Raw genomic sequence first — 19,831 nt, forward strand, 5'->3', positions numbered from 1 at the left:
CCGTCCCCAGCAACCACGCGGCGGACTCGTACCCTGCCTCGGGTAATGTCGCAGGGCCATGACCGACAGCCCGGCCGACGCCACCCCGTACGAAGTCCTCGGCGTCCCCGCGACCGCCGACGACGACGCGCTCCGCCGCGCCTACCGCCGCGCTGCCCGCGAATCCCACCCCGACCTCGGCGGTGACGCGCAGCACTTCCGGCGCGTCCAGCTCGCCTGGGAACGCATCGGCACGCCCGCTGCACGCCGCGCGTACGACGCCGGCTCCCGCGGCTCGTTCAGCAGCAGCGGTACCGGGCCGTTCAGCGCGTCCGGTGCGTCCGGTTCGTCGACCGGGAGGCCCGATTCCGGTCGCGACGCCTACGCACCTCCGTCAGCCCGTCGCGACACCCGCCCCCGCGCGCGGTCCCACGGACACCCCGGCGGACGGTCCCGCGAGGTCTTCCTGCAGGCGGAACGCGAATGGGTCGGACTCGGCGACCCCATCGAGGACCCCTACGACCCCACCCTCATCCGGTCCGCGCCCCGGCACATCCGGCGGCTGCTCGGCGAAGCACTCGCCGAGGAGGCCACCGCCTCGATCGTCTCGGACATGGGCATCGGCGTGACGGTGTGGCACGACCTGGACGCCGGCGCCGAGGGCAAGCTCGACCACGCCGTCCTGACCCCGAGCGGACTCTGGGCCGTCGAGTCGATCGACTGGGGCGCCCCGGTGCGGGTGGAGCACGGCGACATCGTCGGCGAGACCCTGGCACCCGGCGAGCGGCCGGTGAAGGAACTGGTCCGCGCCGCCCGTGCCGTGCAGAAGCAGACCCGGGTGCGGTTCACCGGCCGCTTGCTCGTCGTGCCGGACTCCGCCGTCGAGGTCGACGTGCAGCTCGTCGGCTCCCCGAAGAAGCCGACCGCGCTCGTCGTCCGGCGCAGTGCGCTCGGGCAGGTCCTGAACGGCGTGTGGTCTCCGCCCGGCTCGGTCGACGTGTTCGAGATCCGCGACCGCTTGCAGCAGACCGTCCGCTTCGTCTGACGTCCGGCGGGCGTCGGCGGTCGGCGCGCCTCGGTGCTCGGCGTCAGTAGCCGCGGAGCTTCTCGAGGTCTCGGCGCTCCCGCTTGCTCGGGCGTCCGGCACCGCGGTCACGCATCGGGACGAACCCGGCCTCTTCCTTTGAGAGCCGCGGCGGCGTCTTGTCCTCGAAGTGCTTCGCGGCCTCGGGCGCACTCGTCCGCTTCAGGATGATCCCCGTCACGACGACGATCCGGTCGAACCCGTTCTGCCGGACCCGGACCTCGTCGCCGGGGCCGATCGGCTGCGCAGGCTTCGCACGCTCCCCGTTCACCCGGACGTGCCCGGCCTTGCACGCGGCGGTCGCAGCGGAGCGGGTCTTCGTGATCCGCACCGCCCAGATCCAGCTGTCCACGCGAGCCTTGGCCATCCCCTCACTCTAGGCGGCCCCTACGCTGGGCGGGTGAGCACCGGGGAGCAGGCAGCGATCGCGCGGGCCCGTGCGCTCGGCGTGCTGCACGACGCCGAGGTCGGAGACCGTCTCGTGGTCCGGGCGCACCAGGGCGACCGCGCACAGGACGCCCTCGGAGACCTCGTCGCCCGCAGCCCCGACACCGTGACGATCGCCACCCGCCGTGGCCCGGTCGAGGTCCGGCTCGCCGACGTCGTCGCCGCGAAGCCCGTCCCGCCGCCCCCGGCCCCGCGCGCGCCCCGCCGCTGACGGGTGCGACTGGCGGCTCGGTGCGAGGTTGCTCACCCGGTGCGAGGTTGTTGCGCGGCACGGAGTGGTCAACCTCGCACCATGCGAAGCGCACGCCACGCGCCCCGCCCGCCCGCGCGTGCACGGCGAGCCGCACCCCTCCGCGCCCCGCACCCGACGTAGCCTCGTGCCATGGCAGTCCCCGTCCCGCTCGGCACCGAGGACCGCACCGCCCGCCTCACCCTCCGCCGCCCCGACCAGTGGCGCCGCGAGGACTCAGCCCAGGCGGACCTGCGCGTCACCGGCGACGACATCGTCCTCACCGTCCGATCCCGCCCCAGCGACCGTGCGATCGGCGACGAGAACACGGGGCTGCTCGCGAGACTGCCCGGCTCCGTCGAGGGCCTGCTGCTCGTCGGCTGCGACACCTGGACCGCCGCCGGTGCTCCCGCGCGCCTGGTCGAGTACGTCCGTCCCGACGAACACGGCGACGTCGCCGGCGCACACCTGCTCTTCGTCACCGGGCGGCACCGCGTCGACCTGACGATCGAACGCCCCCTGGCGCGACTGCTCGAGACCGACGAACTCGTGTTCGCGGTCCTCGAGAGCGTCCGCGCGACCGAGCCGTCCCCGGTCCGCCCTGAGCGCGACCTCGAACCACTGCCCGCCCCGGTGCCCGGCCCGGAGCTCGACGGCCCCCGCCTGAGCGCCGACGCGGTCGGCACGCTCAAGAGCCTCGCCGGACGCCGCTGGAACCCGACGCTCCTCCGCACCGCGGCGGGCCGCGAACTCATCGAGGCGGGCCTCGTCGGCCGGCTCGGCACGCTGCCGGAGTCGACCCAGACACTGCTCGAACCGTGGCAGGGCGATGCCCAGCCGATCACGCTGGAACAGCACCTGCCCGACGGTGGCGAGTCGCGCCTCCAGGCCTGGTCGCAGACCGTCGTGGACGGGACCGCCGAGGCGGGCGCGGTGGTCGCGTCCGTCACGCCGGACCGCGCGGTCGCGCTGACGGCCGGGAGGCTCGGCATCGGCCCGACGTGGACCTTCCCGTTCCGCACGGGGTCGCTGCCAGGGCACCTGCTCGGCCGTCGGCTGGCCGGCGGTTCCGACGCGCCGGACCTGCCGGAGGCACTCGTCGAGGCGGACCCGCGGCTCGCGCGCTTCTGGGCGGCGCCGTGGACGGTGTCGTACCTGCGGCGACCGGGCAAGCCGAAGCCCGTGACGATCGTGCGCGCCGAGGGGATCGGCTTCGCGCGGGTGGGCAAGACGGAGGCCGGGGAGACCGTCTTCCAGACGGACTCCCCGGCCAACGTGTACCGGTCGGTGGTGCGGGCGCTGCTTCCTTCCGCTTAGGCGGCCGGGCCGGCGGTCAGGGTGACGGTGACGGTCTTGGCGGCTCCGGTGCTGTCGGTGTAGCCGACCACGACCTTGTCACCGACGGCGTGCGACTGCACGGCGGCGGTGAGCTCGTCCGAGGTCGTGACCGTGGTCCCGCCCAGGCTCGTGATCGTGTCGCCCTCGGTCAGGCCGGCGCTCGCGGCCCCGGAACCCTCGACCGTGCCGGCGACGGCCACACCATTCGTGGTGCCCGCGGTGCTGCTGACCTGGACCCCGAGGAACGCGGGCAGGCCGATGGTGATCGTGCTCGAGGACTCCCCGTCCAGGATCTTCTCGGCGATCGCCTTCGCGGTGGTGATCGGGATGGCGTACCCGGTGACGTCCGCGGTGCCCGAGGACGCCGCGGTCGCCATGCCGACGACCTCGCCCTCGCTGTCGACGACGGGGCCGCCGGAGTCGCCGGAGACGATGTCCGCCGCGATCTCGATCAGACCGGACAGCGACTCGGTGCCGGTGCCGGACTCGCTCTGCACCTGGATGTCCTGGTCGGTGGCCGTGACGGTGCCCTCGGCGGCGACGAGGTTGCCCGTGCCCTCTGCGTTGCCGACGTCGGTGACGGTGTCGCCGGTGCTCGGCTCGCCGTCGTCGTCGAGCGTGACGGTGGACAGGCCGGACGCGTTCTCGAGTTTCAGGACGGCGACGTCGTTCGTGGCGTCGGTGCCCACCACGTCGGCCTTGTACTCCTTGCCCGTGGTCTCGTCGGTGACGGTGATGCTCGTGGCGCCCTGGATGACGTGGTTGTTCGTCAGGACCGTGCCGTTCGCGCTGAGGATCATGCCGGTGCCGGCAGCCTGCGAGGACTCGTCGTAGTTCAGGACGGTGTTGATCGTCACGACGCCCTTCTTCTGGGCGGCCGTCGCTGCGGTGGCGGGGGACTGGGTCGTCCCGGTCCCGGTCCCGGTGCCGCTCCCGGTGCCGTCGCCGGGCACCGTGAAGCCGTTCGTCCCGTCGCTGCTGCCGGTGCCGCCGGTACCGGATCCGCTGTCGGGCAGCGTCGTGGTGCCCTGCGACTGGCTCGACGTGGTCGTCGTGCTCTGCGAGGACAGACCCAGTGCGGTGCCGCCGGCGGCGCCCACGATGGCGAGTGCCGCGATGCCGGAGCCGATCATCAGGCCGAGGCGCCGCGGGCGCTTCGTGACCGCACCCGGGTGGTTCGCCGTCGCCGCGGTGTGCGCCCAGGCGTGGTGGGTGCCGGTGAGCGCCGGGCTGCCGATCAGGTACGGGCCGCGGCCGTCGGGGGAGTAGGCGTAGGGGCCGGAGCCGTCCGGGCCGTAGAGGTACGGGCCGGAGCCGTCGAAGGCGTAGGCCGGACGGAGGGTGGCGGGGTCGGCGTGCGGTGCCTCCCAGCGCATCCCGTACGCCTGCTGCTGCCGCTGCTGCTCCGCGCCGTCGGTCCGGGCGCTGCCCTGCTCGTCGTGCTCGCGGTCGGCGTCGGCGGCGGGGTTCGGGGTCTCGTTCATCGGTGCTCTCCGGTCGTCCCTCGACGACCCGGGCGGGTGTCGATGGAGACCAGTACAGGCGGCGATCCGATGACGAGCCTATGAACGGACCCAGCGGATGCTCCGGGCTTGCTCGGGGGACGCCGAGTGCGCTGCCCGGTCGGTCGCGCAGGCGTCCGTTAGGGTTGCCTTACTCCCCATGCGCTCCTCCACGTCCGCGCCACCGGCGCCCGCCTCCGTCTCCCGCCTGGTCGGGGCGACCGTGCTGGCCGTCGTCGTCCTCGCCGTGGCGTGTGCGCTGTCGATCGCCTACGGATCACGGCCGATCCCGCTCGGCACCGTGCTCGACACCGTCCTGCACCCGGGGCGCAACGACGAGGTCGGGCTCATCGTGCTCGGCAACCGCGTCCCGCGCACCGTCGTCGGGCTCCTCGCCGGTGCGGCCCTCGGTGTCGCCGGCGCGGTGATGCAGGGTGTGACCCGCAACCCGCTCGCCGACCCGAGCGTCCTCGGCATCAACTCGGGGGCAGCCCTCGCCGTGGTGGCCGGCATCGCGCTGTTCGGGGTGAGCGGCACGGCCGCGTACCTGCCGTTCGCGTTCGTCGGTGCGGCCCTCGCGGCACTGCTCGTCTACGGGATCGCCGCCGTCGCCCGCCGCGGGCTGTCACCGGTCGGCCTCGCGTTGTCCGGCGCCGTGGTCGCCGCTGCGCTCTCGTCGATCACGACCGCGGTGCTCGTGACGAACGCGAGCCTGCTCGACCAGCTGCGGTTCTGGCAGGTCGGCGCACTCGCCGGCAAGGACCTCGGCACCGCGGGCATCATCACGGCCCCCGTGCTGATCGGTCTCGTGATCGCGTTCGGCCTCGGACGGTCGCTCAACACCCTCGCCCTCGGCGACGAGCTCGCAGCGTCGCTCGGACAGCGGGTGGTGCTCGTGCGAGCCGTCGGCGGACTCGTGACGGTGCTGCTCGCCGGGTCCGCGGTGGCCGCAGCCGGGCCGGTCGCGTTCGTCGGGCTCGCCGTGCCGCACGCCGTCCGTCGCCTGAGCGGCCCCGACCACCGGTGGACGATCCTGCTCTCCGCGATCGTCGCCCCGGCGCTGCTGCTGGTGGCCGACGTCATCGGGCGCGTCGTGGCGTACCCGGGCGAGCTGCAGGTGGGCATCGTCACGGCGCTCATCGGTGCGCCGGTGTTCATCGCGCTCGTGCGGTCGAGGGCGGTGCGGGGCCTGTGACGGTGTCGACGTCCCTCCGGGGTGCGCTCGTCGGTGCCCGGCGCGAGCTCGTGGTCCTGGCGGCCGTCGTCGTCGTGCTCGTCGCGCTGGTGCTCGTCGGACTCGGGGTCGGTTCGATCCCGCTCACCCCGGCGCAGGTGGCCGGCGCGCTGTTCGGTCAGGGCGACCGCATCTCGGACTTCGTCATCGGGCAACTGCGCGGTCCGCGGGTGCTCGGTGCGGTGCTGGTCGGCGCGAGCCTGGGAGTCGCCGGCGCCATCGTGCAGAGCGTGGTCCGCAACCCGATCGCGAGCCCGGACGTCATCGGCATCACCTCGGGTGCCAGTGCGGCGGGTCTCACCGCGATCGTGCTGTTCGGGGCGTCCGGCGGCACGCTCTTCTCGGTCGTGCTCGTCGGCGCGGTCGTCGTCTCGGTCGTGATCGCCGGACTGGCCTGGCGCCGGGGGATCACCGGCAACCGGGTCGTGCTCGTCGGGATCGGCGTCGCGGCGATCTGCTTGAGCATCACGGGGTGGATGCTCACCAGCGGTACCGTCACCCAGGCCGGCACCGCGCTGCTCTGGCTGTCCGGCAGCCTGAACGCCGTCGACCGGAACCTGGTCGGGGTGCTCGGTGTGGCGTTCGTCGTGTTGTTCCTGCTCGCCTTGCTGCAGTCGTCGCGCCTGACCGTCCTGACGCTCGGCGACGATGTCGCGGCGGCCCTCGGGCTCCGGCCGGACCGCGCGAAGGTGCTCCTGCTCCTCACCGCGGTGTGCCTGACCGCAGCCGCGGTGGCCACGGCGGGCCCGGTGTCGTTCGTCGCACTCATGGCGGCGCCGATCGCCCGTCGCCTCGTCGGGGGCGGCCGCGTCGCCCTCGGGCCGGCCGCCGCGGTCGGGGCGGCGATCACGCTCGGCAGCGACCTCATCGCCCAGTTCGCGATCCCCGGCAACGCCCTGCCCGTCGGCGTCGTCACGGGCGTCGTCGGCGCCCCGTACCTGCTCTGGCTGCTCGCGCGCGGGCGCTGAACCCGGACCGCGCGTTCGCGCACCGCGGACGATCGTCCACAGGCCCAGTTCGGGGCTGCCGCTGAAGCCCTCCTTTCCGATACGCTGGTGGGCCAAGAGGAGGAGGTCCACCGATGCCAGATCCAGTGGTCCCGCAGCCCGACGGTCAGAAGACCCCGGAGCAGCGGCTGGTCGACACCACGCTGACCTTCAGCATGGACATGGGCGCGGCGCTCACCGCCGAGTCCGGTGTCTCAGCCGAAGAGCGCGAGGCGGTCAACGCCCTACCGTCCGGATCGGCGCTGCTCGTCGTGCGCCGCGGTCCGAACGTGGGTGCGCGGTTCCTCCTCGACTCCGACGTCACGACGGCCGGTCGGCACCCCGACGCCGACATCTTCCTCGACGACGTCACGGTCTCCCGCAAGCACGCGCAGTTCCTGCGGCAGGGCACGGCCTTCACGGTCAAGGACAACGGCTCGCTGAACGGCACGTACTTCGACGGTGCACGCATCGACGAAGCGCCGCTCACCGACGGGGCCGAGGTCCAGGTCGGCAAGTTCCGTCTGACGTTCTACGCGTCCCGGGTCGACCTGGCGCGCCTGGCGAACGCGTAGTGGCCGCACGGTCCGCTGCGGCCCGGGCGGGGTCAGCGGCACCGGACCTGCTCACGATCGGGCAGGTCCTCGCTCGCCTCAAGCCCGAGTTCGCGGACCTGTCGAGCTCCAAGCTGCGCTTCCTCGAAGAGCGCGAGCTCGTCACGCCGATCCGCACGGCCAGCGGGTACCGCAAGTTCTCGGCGGCCGACGTCGACCGCCTCCGGGTGATCCTCGGCCTGCAGCGCGACCACTACCTGCCGCTCAAGGTCATCAAGGACTACCTCGCCGACCTCGACGCGGGGCGCGAACCGGTCCTCCCCGGTGGTGGGGACGCCCCTCGCCCCTCGATCCTCGGGCGCGAACGTCGGTACACCCGCGACGAGGCCGCGCGCGCGGCCGGCGCGTCCCCGATGCTCCTGGCGGACGCGGTCTCCGCCTCGTTGCTCCCCGCCACCGAGACCTACGGCGAGGACAGCGTGTCCGTCCTCAAGGCGCTCGTCGAGCTGCAGCGGACCGGCATCGAGCCGCGCCACCTGCGCACGCTCCGCAGCACCGCCGAGCGCGAGGTCGGGCTCATCGAATCCGCGCTCATGCCCGTGTCCCGCCGGGGCGACGCCACGTCGCGGGCGAAGGCCACCGAACTGGCACGCGAGATCGCCGTCCAGCTCGAGGTCATCCGCTCGAGCCTCATCCGCGCGGCGATCGGTCGTCTCGACGCATGATCCGTTCCGGTGCTCCGCGGGGGCTTGTGCGTCAGTGGGTGGGGCGTATCCTCGACACGCCGGACGCGCCGAGTCGGATGTCCCGCGCGGGAGCGGTCGGAGTCGCTACCGTTGACCTCGGAACAACTCTCAACCCGTCGTTGAACCTTCGGGTGGGAGCTCGATCGTCGTGGAAGGCAAGCGCATGAGTGGGAACGACACCCCAGGCACCGAGTCGGACACGACGCGGTACGACCTCGGGCTGCTCTTCACCGACGGCCTCCCCGAACACGACGAGCAGAACGGGTACCGCGGCACCGTCGCCGCTCGGGCAGCCGGCATCTCGTACCGTCAGCTCGACTACTGGGCCCGCACCGAACTCGTGCAGCCCACCATCCGCGGTGCTGCCGGCTCCGGGTCGCAGCGTCTCTACGGTTTCCGCGACATCCTCGTGCTCAAGCTCGTGAAGCGCCTGCTCGACACCGGCATCTCGCTGCAGCAGATCCGCACCGCCGTGAACCAGCTCCGCGAGTCGGGCGTGTCGGACCTCGCCCAGACGACGCTGATGTCCGATGGCGCCTCGGTGTACCTGTGCACCTCGGACGACGAGGTGATCGACCTGGTGTCCCGCGGCCAGGGTGTCTTCGGCATCGCGGTCGGCAAGGTCCTGCGCGAGGTCGAGACCTCCCTGGTCGAGCTCGACGCCACCGCGGCGGCCGATCCCTCCGACGAGCTCGCCGCTCGTCGCGCCTCCCGCGCGTCCTGACCCCGGGTCCGCGCCCGCCCCGACGCCCTGCCCCGAGACGCCTGCCTCCGAGGTTCCGAAATCTCGGAACCTCGGCACGGTCGGGGCTCGGGAGTGGAACTTCGGCGAACCTGAGCGGCGTGTCCTGGAACCTCGCGCCCGCAAGCGACCGGCCGCGTGGCGTCAGTAGACGCAACACTCGGGCGCGCCACTCGGACGGGATGCTCGGACGGGATGCTCGGACGGGAGCCTCGATCCGTGCGCTCTCGAGGTTCCGAAATCTCGAAACCTCGGCGCGCTCGGAGCTCAGGAGTGGACCCTCGGCGAACCTGAGCGGCGAGTCCTGGAACCTCGGCGAACGAGAGCGGGCGCTGAGCACACCCAGCGCCGAACGACCCCGACGCCGAACGACTCCGGCGCCGAACGACCTACCGCCTACGCTCCGGCCGCACCCGCACCGTCGGCGTACGGACCGATCTTGCCGGTCCGCATGATGCGCTCGAGCAGCTGGTCGAAGTTGCGCGCCATCTCCTGCGCGGACTCGCCGGGCCACACGTGCAGGGGCTTCGCGGCACCCTGCGCCTGCTGCAGCGAGGTGCGCTCGGGCAGCTGCGGGGAGAGCACGAGCGGGCCGAACATGTCGCGGAGCTCCTTGATGCGGAACTGGTGTTCGAGCGACTGCACGCGGGCGCGGTTCACGATGATGCCGAGGGGCTGCAGGCGGGGGGAGAGACCGCGGCGGATCTCCTCGATGGCCCGGAGCGCACGGTCGGCGGCGGCGACGGAGAACAGGCCGGGCTCGGTGACGACGGTGACGCGGTCGGACGCTGCCCACGCGGTGCGGGTGAGGGCGTTCAGCGACGGCGCGCAGTCGATGAGGACGAGCTCGTAGTCCTGCTCGACGTTGGCCAGCGCCTCTTCGAGCTTCCAGATGTCGCGGATCGACGGGTGCGGACCGTCGAAGTTGATCGCGGAGGGCGATCCGACCATCACGTCGATCTTGCCCTGCGACCCCTTCGTCCACCCGGACGGGGCGATCGCCTGACGGACGATCTTCTCCTTCGGGTTCTCGAGGACGTCGGCCACGTTGAGGTGTCCGGCGAGGTTGATGTCGAGGCCCGTCGAGACGTCGGACTGCGGGTCGAGATCCACCACCAGCGTGCGCAGTCCCTTGGCGAAGGCGGCCGAAGTCAGGCCGAGCGTCACCGTCGTCTTGCCGACACCACCCTTGAGGGAGCTCACGCTGAGTACATGCACGATCAGCAACGTTACCGCCACTAGGGTTGTCTCACCTCAACCCGGGCTGAAAGGGACGTCGTGTTCAGCAAGATCCTCGTGGCGAACCGTGGTGAGATCGCCATCCGTGCGTTCCGTGCCGCGTACGAACTGGGGGCGCGCACCGTCGCCGTCTACCCGTACGAAGACCGGAACTCCCTGCACCGTCTGAAGGCCGACGAGGCCTACCTGATCGGTGAGCGGGGCCACCCGGTCCGGGCGTACCTGGACGTCTCCGAGATCATCCGCGTGGCGCGCGAGTCGGGTGCCGACGCGATCTACCCGGGGTACGGATTCCTGTCCGAGAACCCGGAGCTCGCCGCCGCGGCCGCCGCAGCGGGGATCACGTTCATCGGCCCGGGTGAGCACGTGCTCGAGATGGCCGGCAACAAGGTGACCGCGAAGGAGCACGCGATCGCGGCCGGCGTCCCGGTCCTCGCGAGCACCCCGGCGAGTCGTGACATCGAGGAGCTCCTCGCCGGCGCCGACGCCATCGGGTTCCCGGTGTTCGCCAAGGCCGTCGCCGGTGGTGGCGGTCGCGGCATGCGCCGGGTCGAGACGAAGCCCGAGCTCCGTGCGGCGCTCGAAGCGGCGATGCGCGAGGCCGACAGTGCGTTCGGCGACCCGACGATGTTCCTCGAGCAGGCGGTCATCCGGCCCCGGCACATCGAGGTGCAGATCCTCGCCGACGCGACGGGCACCGAGGCGGGCACGATCCACCTGTTCGAGCGGGACTGCTCCGTGCAGCGTCGCAACCAGAAGGTCGTCGAGATCGCTCCGGCGCCGAACCTCGACCCCGCGATCGCGCGGGCGCTGCACCGCGATGCCGTGGCCTTCGCCCGGTCCATCGGGTACGTCAACGCCGGCACCGTCGAGTTCCTGCTGGACACCGAAGGCGAGCGCGAGGGACAGCACGTCTTCATCGAGATGAACCCGCGCATCCAGGTCGAGCACACCGTCACCGAAGAGGTCACCGACGTCGACCTCGTGCAGTCGCAGATGCGGATCGCCTCGGGCGAGTCGCTCGCCGACCTCGGCCTGTCGCAGGACACGGTCGCCGTGCACGGGGCCGCGCTGCAGACCCGCATCACGACCGAGGACCCGACGCAGGGCTTCCGCCCGGACACCGGCCGCATCACCACCTACCGCAGCCCCGGCGGCGCCGGCGTCCGACTGGACGGCGGCACGGTCGCCACCGGTGCGCAGATCAGCCCGCACTTCGACTCGATGCTCGCCAAGATGACGTGCCGCGGACGCGACTTCCCGACCGCGGTCGCCCGTGCGAAGCGCGCCCTCGCCGAGTTCCGGATCCGCGGCGTCAGCACGAACATCCCCTTCCTGCAGGCGGTGCTCGAGGACCCGGACTTCGCCCGGGGTGACGTCTCGACGAAGTTCATCGAGGAGCGCCCGCAGCTGTTCAGCGGCCACGTGTCGAAGGACCGCGGCACGAAGGTCCTGAACTGGCTGGCCGACGTCACGGTGAACAAGCCGAACGGCGAGCGGTCGCCGCTGGTCACCGAACCGAGCGCGAAGCTCCCCGCCCTCGACCTCGGTACCCCGGTGCCCGAGGGCCAGCGCGACCTGCTGCTGGCGACCGGCCCGGCCGAGTGGGCGAGGGCACTCCGCGCCCAGACCCGGCTCGCGGTGACGGAGACGACGATGCGCGACGCACACCAGTCGCTGCTCGCGACGCGCGTCCGCACGAAGGACCTCGTCGCGGTCGCGCCGTACGTCGCGCGGCTCACGCCGCAGCTGCTCAGCGTCGAGGCCTGGGGCGGGGCGACGTACGACGTCGCCCTCCGGTTCCTCGGCGAGGACCCGTGGGAGCGGTTGGCCTCGCTGCGCGAGGCGATGCCGAACATCCCGATCCAGATGCTGCTGCGCGGCCGCAACACGGTCGGCTACACCCCGTACCCGACCGAGGTGACGGACGCCTTCGTCGCCGAGGCCGCCGCCACGGGCGTCGACGTCTTCCGCGTGTTCGACGCGCTCAACGACGTCAGCCAGTTGCGACCGGCCCTGGAGGCGGTGCTCGCGACCGGCACGGCCGTCGCCGAAGCGGCGCTCTGCTACACCGCCGACCTCCTCGATCCTGCCGAGGACCTGTACACGTTGGACTACTACCTCCGCCTCGCGGAGCAGATGGTCGAGGCCGGCGCGCACGTCATCGGGATCAAGGACATGGCCGGCCTGCTCCGCGCCGGCGCCGCCGAGAAGCTCGTCGGCGCGCTGCGCGAGCGCTTCGACCAGCCGGTGCACGTGCACACGCACGACACCGCCGGCGGCCAGCTCGCGACGCTCCTCGCCGCCGCGCGTGCCGGTGCGGACGCGGTGGACGTGGCCTCGGCGCCGATGGCCGGTACGACCAGCCAGCCGAGCATGTCCGCCCTGGTCGCCGCCCTGGCGCACACCGAGCGCGACACCGGCCTGTCCCTCGACGCGGTCGGCGACCTCGAGCCGTACTGGGAGGCGGTCCGCCGGACCTACGCCCCGTTCGAGTCCGGGCTGCCCGGGCCGACGGGTCGTGTCTACAAGCACGAGATCCCCGGCGGTCAGCTGTCGAACCTCCGCCAGCAGGCGATCGCGCTCGGCCTGGGCGACCGGTTCGAGCAGGTCGAGGACTGGTACGCCGAGGCGAACCGGATCCTCGGACGCCCGACCAAGGTGACGCCGTCGTCGAAGGTGGTCGGTGACCTCGCGCTGCAGCTCGCCGCGGTGGACGCCGACCCCGCCGACTTCGAGCAGAACCCGGACAAGTACGACATCCCGGACTCCGTGGTCGGGTTCATGGCCGGCGAGCTCGGTGACCTGCCGGGTGGGTGGCCGGAGCCGTTCCGGACGAAGGTCCTGGCGGGCCGCGACGTCCGCCTCGAGATCACGCCGGTGCCGGACGCCGAGCGCGCGCACCTCGACACCCCGGGGCCCGAGCGTCAGCAGGCGCTGAACCGACTGCTGTTCCCGCAGCCCACGGCGCAGTTCGAGCGGGTCCGCGACCAGTACGGCGACCTGTCCGTGGTGCCGACCGTCGACTACCTGTACGGGCTGCGCCCCGGGCAGGAGCACGTCGTGCCGCTCGGCAAGGGGGTCAACCTGTTCGTCGGGCTCGAGGCGATCGGCGAGGTCGACGACAAGGGCATCCGCACGGTCATGGCGACGATGAACGGGCAACTCCGCCCGGTCTCGGTCCGTGACCGGTCGATCGAGGTCGAGACGAAGGTCGCCGAGCAGGCCGACAAGTCCGACCCGAAGCACGTCGCTGCACCGTTCTCCGGTGTGGTGACGCTCAAGGTCGCCGTCGGTGACGTCGTCGAGGCCGGAGCGGCCGTGGCGAGCATCGAGGCGATGAAGATGGAAGCGGCCATCACGGCGCCCGTGGCGGGCACCGTCGGCCGTCTCGCGATCCCGGTGACCCAGCAGGTGGACGCCGGCGACCTCCTGGTGGTGCTGCAGTAAATTGACCGTCCGTCCCATCCGCCTGTTCGGCGACCCCGTCCTCCGTTCGCCCGCCGACCCGATCGCTCCGGCCGCACTCGGGTCGAGCGGGGTCCGCGACCTCGTGCAGGACCTGATCGACACCGTCAAGGAGCCCGGCCGCGCCGGCGTGGCCGCGCCCCAGATCGGTGTCGGCCTCCGCGCGTTCTCCTACAACGTCGACGGCGAGGTCGGCTACGTCCTCAACCCGGAGATCGTCGAGGTCTCGGGGGAGCCGGAACTCATGGAGGAGGGGTGCCTGTCCGTCCCCGGCCTCGGCTACCCGACGAGACGACACCCCTACGCCAGGGTCCGCGGCGTCGACGTCGACGGCGCCGAGGTGGTGCTCGAGGGCACCGGGCTGATGGCCGAGGCGCTGCAGCACGAGGTCGACCACCTCGACGGCACCGTCTACGTGATGACGCTCGATCCCGAGGTGCGGCGGCAGGCGCTGCGGGACATCCGGGCGCAGGAGTGGTTCCACTGACCGGGTGCCGCTGAGCACCTGCTCATGACACCCCCACGGGGGATTGTCGCTTTGTCCTGACGAAGGGGTACCGTATCGGCGTCGGCCTCACACCGACGACCATCCCATCCCCCCAGGACTCCCGCATGACCAGTCAGACTGACGAGCTCAGCTCCCACCGCACCCGCACCAACCGTCGTCCGGCCGACACCACCGTCGCCACTGGTGCGACCGCCGTCCTCGACGCCCCTGCGACGGAGCAGTCGCCGGAGGCCTGAGCCCCGCGCACACCGGAACCCGCGCACACCGGAACCCGCGCACACCTGGCGGAATCGGGCGTACCTGGTCAGAAGAAACGACCTGCTACGCCCGAAACGCCCCGGTACGCCGAGACGACGGGGCGCTACGCGCGGCGCCCGCGACGCTCCTCGATGACGGGCGTCGCGGTCGTCTGCACCTTCGACCCCGAGTAGATGTGGTCGATGTCCGCCGCGAAGTCGCGGAGGATGACCGACCGCTTGATCGTGAGCTTCGGCGTCAGGTGTCCGGATCCCTCGGTCAGCTCGGTGTCCAGGATCGTGAACGACCGGACCGACTCGGCTCGTGAGACCCGGCCGTTCGCGGTGTCGATGGCCTCCTGCACGGCGCTGAGCACGCGTTCGTCGTACGCGGCCTCGTGCGCGGAGAGCGCCGGGGTGATCCCGCGGCTCTCGCACCACCCCGGGAGCATCTCGCGGTCGAGCGTGACGAGGGCGGCGACGAAGGGCTTGCCCTCGCCGACGACCACGACCTGTCCGATGAGCGGGTGTTCGCGGATGCCGTCCTCGAGCGGCGCGGGGGCGACGTTCTTGCCGCTGGCGGTGACGATGAGCTCCTTGGCGCGGCCGGTGACCGTCAGGATCCCGTCGGCGTCGAGCCGCCCGAGGTCGCCCGTGCGGAACCAGCCGTCGTCGGTGAAGGCGTGCTCCGTGGCCTCGTCGTTCCGCCAGTAGCGGTCGAACACGTCGACGCCGCGGATCAGGATCTCCTGGTCGTCGGCGATCCGGATCTCGACGCCGGGCAGCGCGCGGCCGACCGTGCCGATGCGGAGCTCTGCAGCGCGGTTCACGGTCGCGGGGGCCGTCGTCTCGGTGAGCCCGTAGCCCTCGAGGATGAGCACGCCGATCGACCGGAAGAAGTGCGACAGCCGCGGTGAGAGCGGCGCCGAACCACTGACCGCGTACTCGGTCCGACCGCCGAGGGCGTTCCGGAGCTTCGCGTAGACCAGCTTGTCGAAGAGCTTGAACTTCAGGCCGAGCACGAGCGGCACCCGCCCGGCGGCCAGCGCCTCGGAGTGGGCGACCGCTGTCTCCGCCGCGGCCCGGAAGATCCTTCCCTTGCCGCCGAGGTCGGCCTTCTGCTCGGACGCGTTGTAGATCTTCTCGAAGACCCGGGGGACCGCCAGCAGGAACGACGGCTTGAAGGACGACACCGCCTGCATGAGGTCCTTCGTGTCCGGCTCGTGGCCGACCAGGACACCGGCCGACACCGACATCGCCGCGATGAACCGGGCGAACACGTGGGCCATCGGGATGAAGAGCAGGGTCGAGGCGCCGTCCGCGACGACCTCGGGCATCGCGACACTGGCGTTCTCGACCGTCGCGGTGAAGTTGTCGTGCCGCAGGACGCATCCCTTCGGGCGCCCGGTCGACCCGGAGGTGTAGATGATGGTCGCGTCGTCGTGGCCGTGCACGGTCGCCGTCCGGGCGTCGAGTTCGTCGTCGGTGACGTCCTCGCCGAGCCGGGTCAGGTCGTCGAGCCCACCGCCGTCGATCGTCCAGTGCTGTCCGAGGTGCGGCAGGTCCGGTGCGATCGAGGCGACCCGACGCGCGTGCTCCTCCTGCTCGACGACGATGGCGACGGCCTCGGAGTCGGAGAGGATCCACCGGACCTGGTCGGGGGAGCTCGTCTCGTAGACGGGGACGGAGACCAGCCCCGCGGTCCACACCGCGAAGTCGACGAGGGTCCACTCGAGGCGCGTGCGGGACAGGATGGCGACGTGGGCGCCGGGCTCGAGGCCGGCGGCGACGAAGCCCTTCGCGATGCCGCGGACCCGCTCCAGGACCTCGCTGGCGGTGATCGTCGTCCACGTGTCACCGTGGCGCTGGGCCAGGATCGGACGCGACGGCGTCAGCCGGGCGCGGTCGCCGAGCAGCCGCGCTGCGGAGCCGTGGTCAGGAGCGACGGGGCCGCTGGTCGGACGCGATGCGTGCCTCCCGGGCGGAACGCCGACGCTGTCGGTGACTGCGCTGTCGGCGAGAGCACCGTCGGTGGTGACGCTGGCGCGTTCGGGTCGCTGATCGTTCACGGTGACTCCCTTGTCTGCCGGTTCGATTCGAGGGCGCCTCATCCTGCGAGGCGTCACAGCCAGCATAGGGCGCGTGACCGGGCGTTCCGTGAGTTCGCGGTGAACCGGTAGGCTCTTGGACCGTGCACGCCATCGGAATCGACATCGGGGGCACCAAGATCGCGGGAGCGGTCGTGACGGAACTCGGCGAGATCATCGCCGAGGACCGCGTGGCCACCAACGCTGCGGACCCGAACGCCATGCTCGACGACGTCGTCTCGATGGTCGAGCGACTCAGTTCGGGACACGAGGTCGGCGCCGTGGGCGTCGCGGCTCCCGGGTTCATCGACGCCTCGCAGTCGATCGTCTACTACACGCCGAACATCCGGTGGCGGAACGAGCCGCTGCGCCAGAAGCTGCAGCAGCGCCTTGGCGACCTGCACATCACGGTCGACAACGACGCCAACGCCGCCGGTTGGGCCGAGTTCCGCTTCGGCGCCGGCCGCCTCGTCTCCGACATGACCATGCTCACCATCGGCACCGGCGTCGGCGGCGCCATCGTGACCGAGGACCGCCTGTTCCGCGGCGGCTTCGGCACCGGTGGCGAGATCGGGCACCTGCGCATCGTGCCGAACGGTCTGCCCTGCGGCTGCGGTGCCCGTGGCTGCATCGAGCAGTACGGTTCCGGCCGTGCCCTGCAGCGGATGGCGAACGACGTCGCCGACGCCGGCGGCATCGGCTCGGCCCTGGCCGACGCGCGCGAAGCCAACGGCGGCGAGCTCGACGGTCACATTGTTGGCGACCTGATCCTGGCCGACGACCCGGGTGCCCTCGCGGCCCTCCGCCGTCTCGGTCGGCACCTCGGTGAAGCCTGCGCCTCACTGTCGGCGGTGCTCGACCCGCAGCTCTTCGTGTTCGGCGGCGGTGTCGCCAGCGCGGGGGACCGGCTGCTCGACCCGATCAAGCAGGCGTACCTCAACAACCTGCCGGCGCGTGGCTACCACCCCGAGCCGGACTTCGTGATCGCCGAGCTGGTCAACGACGCCGGGGTCGTCGGTGCCGCCGACCTGGCCCGCATCCACGCCCGCACGGCGTAGGCGCATCCTCGTCCGCACCGCGTAAGGTCGCTCTGGCCCGCCCCACCACCTGGAGTCGTCGATGACCTACTGGCTGCTGAAGAACTTCGTGCTCGGCCCGCTCATCCTCACCCTGTTCCGCCCCTGGGTGGTCGGCCGCGAGCACGTCCCCGCCAAGGGGCCGGTCATCTTCGCGTCGAACCACATCTCGTTCATCGACTCGGTGATCCTGCCGGCCGTGCTCGACCGGCGGCTGTCCTTCCTGGCGAAGAGCGACTACTTCACCGGGCGCGGCCTCAAGGGCTGGGCGACGAAGACGTTCTTCAACGCCATCGGCCAGCTGCCCATCGACCGCTCCGGCGGCAAGGCGTCCGAGGCGTCGCTCCGCACCGGCCTGCAGGTCTTGGCACGCGGCGAGCAGCTCGGCATCTACCCGGAGGGCACCCGCAGCCCCGACGGCAAGCTCTACCGCGGTCGCACCGGCATCGCGCGGATGATCCTCGAGGGCCGGGTCCTCGTCGTCCCCGTCGCCATGGTCGGCACGCGCGAGGTGCAGCAGATCGGGCAGCGGTTCCCGAAGATCAAGCGCGTCGGCGTCGTGTTCGGCAAGCCGCTCGACTTCTCGCGGTTCCAGGGCTTCGAGACCGACCGGTTCATCCTGCGGAGCGTCACCGACGAGGTCATGCACGAGCTCGCCGGGCTGAGCCGGCAGGAGTACGTCGACGTCTACGCCACCAGCGTCAAGGAGCGCGCGAGCTCCGCACGCGAGGCCGTCATGCGGGAACGGAAGTCGTCGCCCGCACGTTAGGCTCTGATGGTCCCGGCACCCCGCCAGGACGCCCGTTCTGCCGCCTTCCGACGGCCAGGCGGGCCGCCCGCACAGAACACCGAGGTAACGCCCTTGTCCGAGTCGACCGACTTCGTCGCCCTGCAGGATCCGGACGTCATCGAGGGGCTCGACTATTGGCGCACGCTCCCCATCAAGCAGCAGCCGACGTGGCCCGACGCGAGCGCGGCCGAAGCCGCCTCGGCCGAGATCGCCACGCTGCCGCCCCTCGTCTTCGCGGGCGAGGTCGACAAGCTCCGCGAGCGGCTCGCCGCCGCCGCCCAGGGCAAGGCGTTCCTGCTGCAGGGCGGTGACTGCGCCGAGACGTTCGCCGGTGCGACCGCCGGCTCCATCCGTGACCGGGTCAAGACGATCCTGCAGATGGCCGTCGTGCTGACCTACGGCGCCTCGATGCCCGTGATCAAGATGGGCCGCATGGCCGGGCAGTTCGCCAAGCCGCGCTCGAGCGACTTCGAGACCCGCGGCGACGTCACGCTGCCCGCCTACCGCGGCGACATCGTGAACGGCTACGACTTCACGCCCGAGAGCCGGACGGCCGACCCGCGCCGCCTGGTGCAGGGGTACCACACGGCCGCGTCGACCCTGAACCTCGTCCGCGCCTTCACGCAGGGTGGCTTCGCCGACCTGCGCCAGGTGCACTCGTGGAACAAGGGCTTCGCGTCGAACCCGGCGAACGCCCGGTACGAGCACCTCGCCAAGGAGATCGACCGCGCGATCCGCTTCATGGACGCCTGCGGTGCCGACTTCGAGGCGCTCAAGCACGTCGAGTTCTACGCGTCGCACGAGGGCCTGCTCATGGACTACGAGCGTCCGATGACCCGCATCGACTCGCGCTCGGGTCTGGCCTACGACACGTCGGGCCACTTCATCTGGATCGGGGAGCGCACGCGTGACCTCGACGGTGCCCACGTGGACTTCCTGTCGCGGGTGCGGAACCCGATCGGCGTGAAGCTCGGCCCGACCACGAGCGTCGACGACATGAAGGCCCTGGTCGACAAGCTCGACCCGAACCGCGAGCCCGGCCGCCTGACGTTCATCACGCGCATGGGTGCCGGCAAGATCCGCGACGAGCTGCCCAAGCTGCTCGAGGCGATCAAGGGCATGGACGCCAACCCGCTGTGGGTCACCGACCCGATGCACGGCAACGGCCTCACCACGCCCACCGGCTACAAGACCCGTCGGTTCGACGACGTCGTGGACGAGGTGCTCGGCTTCTTCGAGGCGCACCGCCAGGTCGGCACGTACCCGGGCGGCATGCACGTCGAGCTCACCGGTGACGACGTCACCGAGTGCCTGGGCGGCTCGGAGCACATCGACGAGGCCACCCTCGCCACCCGGTACGAGTCGCTCTGCGACCCGCGGCTGAACCACATGCAGTCGCTCGAGCTCGCGTTCCTCGTGGCCGAGGAGCTCGGCGCGCACCCGCACGTGCGCGCGTAGCGCGACCACCATCGGACGGGAGGCGCGGTGCCAGCTGGCACCGCGCCTCCCGTCCGTCGTTCCGGGCCCGCCCCGGGCCCGCCCCGAGTCTCGGAGGAGGCGACAGTTCTCGGGCCCGCGAGCACGAG

The 19,831-nt window shown here is 71.8% G+C and carries 18 protein-coding genes; 14 read left to right on the top strand and 4 right to left on the bottom strand.

Annotation, left to right across the window (positions count from 1 at the left end; all coding sequences use genetic code 11):
* Positions 1-58 precede the first annotated feature (58 nt).
* The gene (locus KZI27_RS08845; protein ID WP_222660677.1) at positions 59-1,024 is read left to right on the top strand and encodes a DnaJ domain-containing protein; all 966 of its coding nucleotides are present in this window, start codon (positions 59-61) and stop codon (positions 1,022-1,024) included.
* A gap of 43 nt (positions 1,025-1,067) precedes the next feature.
* Here KZI27_RS08845 and KZI27_RS08850 read toward each other — a convergent pair whose 3' ends face one another.
* Positions 1,068-1,430 carry an RNA-binding S4 domain-containing protein gene (locus KZI27_RS08850; RefSeq protein WP_123292446.1) on the bottom strand — a complete coding sequence of 121 codons (363 nt, stop codon included), beginning with the start codon at positions 1,428-1,430 and terminating at the stop codon, positions 1,068-1,070.
* Between the two features lie 33 nt (positions 1,431-1,463).
* On the opposite strand from KZI27_RS08850, the gene KZI27_RS08855 reads away from it, so the two are divergent.
* Positions 1,464-1,721, top strand: a complete 258-nt coding sequence (locus tag KZI27_RS08855; protein ID WP_222661532.1) for a hypothetical protein — start codon at positions 1,464-1,466, stop codon at positions 1,719-1,721.
* 171 nt (positions 1,722-1,892) lie between these two features.
* Positions 1,893-3,056: a hypothetical protein gene (locus KZI27_RS08860; RefSeq protein WP_222660679.1), complete on the top strand. Its 1,164-nt coding sequence runs from the start codon at positions 1,893-1,895 to the stop codon at positions 3,054-3,056.
* Here KZI27_RS08860 and KZI27_RS08865 read toward each other — a convergent pair.
* Positions 3,053-4,561: a S1C family serine protease gene (locus KZI27_RS08865; protein WP_261784188.1), complete on the bottom strand. Its 1,509-nt coding sequence runs from the start codon at positions 4,559-4,561 to the stop codon at positions 3,053-3,055. The genes KZI27_RS08860 and KZI27_RS08865 overlap by 4 nt on opposite strands.
* A 178-nt stretch (positions 4,562-4,739) precedes the next feature.
* Here KZI27_RS08865 and KZI27_RS08870 point away from each other — a divergent pair, with 178 nt between their 5' ends.
* The 5 genes from KZI27_RS08870 (at position 4,740) to KZI27_RS08890 (ending at position 8,823) form a co-directional block, all read left to right on the top strand.
* On the top strand, positions 4,740-5,774 hold the full coding sequence (locus KZI27_RS08870; protein WP_123312969.1) for a FecCD family ABC transporter permease: 1,035 nt from the start codon (positions 4,740-4,742) through the stop codon (positions 5,772-5,774).
* A gap of 2 nt (positions 5,775-5,776) precedes the next feature.
* Positions 5,777-6,781: a FecCD family ABC transporter permease gene (locus tag KZI27_RS08875; protein ID WP_222660681.1), complete on the top strand. Its 1,005-nt coding sequence runs from the start codon at positions 5,777-5,779 to the stop codon at positions 6,779-6,781.
* A 113-nt stretch (positions 6,782-6,894) separates the two neighbouring features.
* Entirely contained in the window at positions 6,895-7,374 is a 480-nt protein-coding gene (locus tag KZI27_RS08880; RefSeq protein WP_111085805.1) for an FHA domain-containing protein, read from the top strand.
* Positions 7,374-8,078: a MerR family transcriptional regulator gene (locus KZI27_RS08885; protein WP_222660683.1), complete on the top strand. Its 705-nt coding sequence runs from the start codon at positions 7,374-7,376 to the stop codon at positions 8,076-8,078. The genes KZI27_RS08880 and KZI27_RS08885 overlap by 1 nt, the downstream gene beginning before the upstream one ends.
* 184 nt (positions 8,079-8,262) lie before the next feature.
* A complete protein-coding gene (locus KZI27_RS08890) occupies positions 8,263-8,823 on the top strand; it encodes a MerR family transcriptional regulator (RefSeq protein WP_123312967.1) in 561 nt (186 codons plus the stop codon).
* A gap of 414 nt (positions 8,824-9,237) precedes the next feature.
* Here the strand turns inward: KZI27_RS08890 and KZI27_RS08895 are convergent, their stop codons facing one another.
* On the bottom strand, positions 9,238-10,059 hold the full coding sequence (locus KZI27_RS08895) for a ParA family protein (RefSeq protein ID WP_111085803.1): 822 nt from the start codon (positions 10,057-10,059) through the stop codon (positions 9,238-9,240).
* Between the two features lie 60 nt (positions 10,060-10,119).
* On the opposite strand from KZI27_RS08895, the gene KZI27_RS08900 reads away from it, so the two are divergent.
* From KZI27_RS08900 to KZI27_RS20230, 3 genes are all read left to right on the top strand, one after another.
* The gene (locus KZI27_RS08900; protein WP_222660684.1) at positions 10,120-13,530 is read left to right on the top strand and encodes a pyruvate carboxylase; all 3,411 of its coding nucleotides are present in this window, start codon (positions 10,120-10,122) and stop codon (positions 13,528-13,530) included.
* Position 13,531: 1 nt separating this feature from the next.
* Complete coding sequence (locus KZI27_RS08905; protein ID WP_222660686.1) at positions 13,532-14,035, top strand: peptide deformylase; 504 nt, start codon at positions 13,532-13,534, stop codon at positions 14,033-14,035.
* A 125-nt stretch (positions 14,036-14,160) separates the two neighbouring features.
* A complete protein-coding gene (locus KZI27_RS20230) occupies positions 14,161-14,292 on the top strand; it encodes a hypothetical protein (protein ID WP_260233057.1) in 132 nt (43 codons plus the stop codon).
* Positions 14,293-14,417: 125 nt separating this feature from the next.
* Here the strand turns inward: KZI27_RS20230 and KZI27_RS08910 are convergent, their stop codons facing one another.
* On the bottom strand, positions 14,418-16,361 hold the full coding sequence (locus tag KZI27_RS08910; protein ID WP_222660688.1) for an AMP-dependent synthetase/ligase: 1,944 nt from the start codon (positions 16,359-16,361) through the stop codon (positions 14,418-14,420).
* Between the two features lie 122 nt (positions 16,362-16,483).
* Between KZI27_RS08910 and KZI27_RS08915 the strand changes: the two genes are divergently transcribed.
* The 3 genes from KZI27_RS08915 to KZI27_RS08925 all read left to right on the top strand — a co-directional run bounded on the left by KZI27_RS08915 (position 16,484) and on the right by KZI27_RS08925 (position 19,703).
* Positions 16,484-17,437 carry an ROK family glucokinase gene (locus tag KZI27_RS08915; RefSeq protein ID WP_111085799.1) on the top strand — a complete coding sequence of 318 codons (954 nt, stop codon included), beginning with the start codon at positions 16,484-16,486 and terminating at the stop codon, positions 17,435-17,437.
* Between the two features lie 61 nt (positions 17,438-17,498).
* A complete protein-coding gene (locus KZI27_RS08920) occupies positions 17,499-18,224 on the top strand; it encodes a lysophospholipid acyltransferase family protein (RefSeq protein ID WP_222660690.1) in 726 nt (241 codons plus the stop codon).
* Between the two features lie 93 nt (positions 18,225-18,317).
* A complete protein-coding gene (locus tag KZI27_RS08925; protein ID WP_222660691.1) occupies positions 18,318-19,703 on the top strand; it encodes a class II 3-deoxy-7-phosphoheptulonate synthase in 1,386 nt (461 codons plus the stop codon).
* The last annotated feature ends 128 nt before the right edge of the window (positions 19,704-19,831 follow it).

Origin of the sequence: Curtobacterium sp. TC1 (genome assembly GCF_019844075.1) — a bacterium.
Taxonomy (GTDB): Bacteria; Actinomycetota; Actinomycetes; order Actinomycetales; family Microbacteriaceae; genus Curtobacterium.

Bases quoted from the DNA above. Each gene is read 5' to 3' on its own strand.
- KZI27_RS08865 (WP_261784188.1), bottom strand. From the start codon at position 4,561: ATGAACGAGACCCCGAACCCCGCCGCCGACGCCGACCGCGAGCACGAC.
- KZI27_RS08880 (WP_111085805.1), top strand. From the start codon at position 6,895: ATGCCAGATCCAGTGGTCCCGCAGCCCGACGGTCAGAAGACCCCGGAG.
- KZI27_RS08870 (WP_123312969.1), top strand. From the start codon at position 4,740: ATGCGCTCCTCCACGTCCGCGCCACCGGCGCCCGCCTCCGTCTCCCGC.
- KZI27_RS08920 (WP_222660690.1), top strand. From the start codon at position 17,499: ATGACCTACTGGCTGCTGAAGAACTTCGTGCTCGGCCCGCTCATCCTC.
- KZI27_RS08845 (WP_222660677.1), top strand. From the start codon at position 59: ATGACCGACAGCCCGGCCGACGCCACCCCGTACGAAGTCCTCGGCGTC.
- KZI27_RS08890 (WP_123312967.1), top strand. From the start codon at position 8,263: ATGAGTGGGAACGACACCCCAGGCACCGAGTCGGACACGACGCGGTAC.
- KZI27_RS08860 (WP_222660679.1), top strand. From the start codon at position 1,893: ATGGCAGTCCCCGTCCCGCTCGGCACCGAGGACCGCACCGCCCGCCTC.
- KZI27_RS20230 (WP_260233057.1), top strand. From the start codon at position 14,161: ATGACCAGTCAGACTGACGAGCTCAGCTCCCACCGCACCCGCACCAAC.
- KZI27_RS08850 (WP_123292446.1), bottom strand. From the start codon at position 1,430: ATGGCCAAGGCTCGCGTGGACAGCTGGATCTGGGCGGTGCGGATCACG.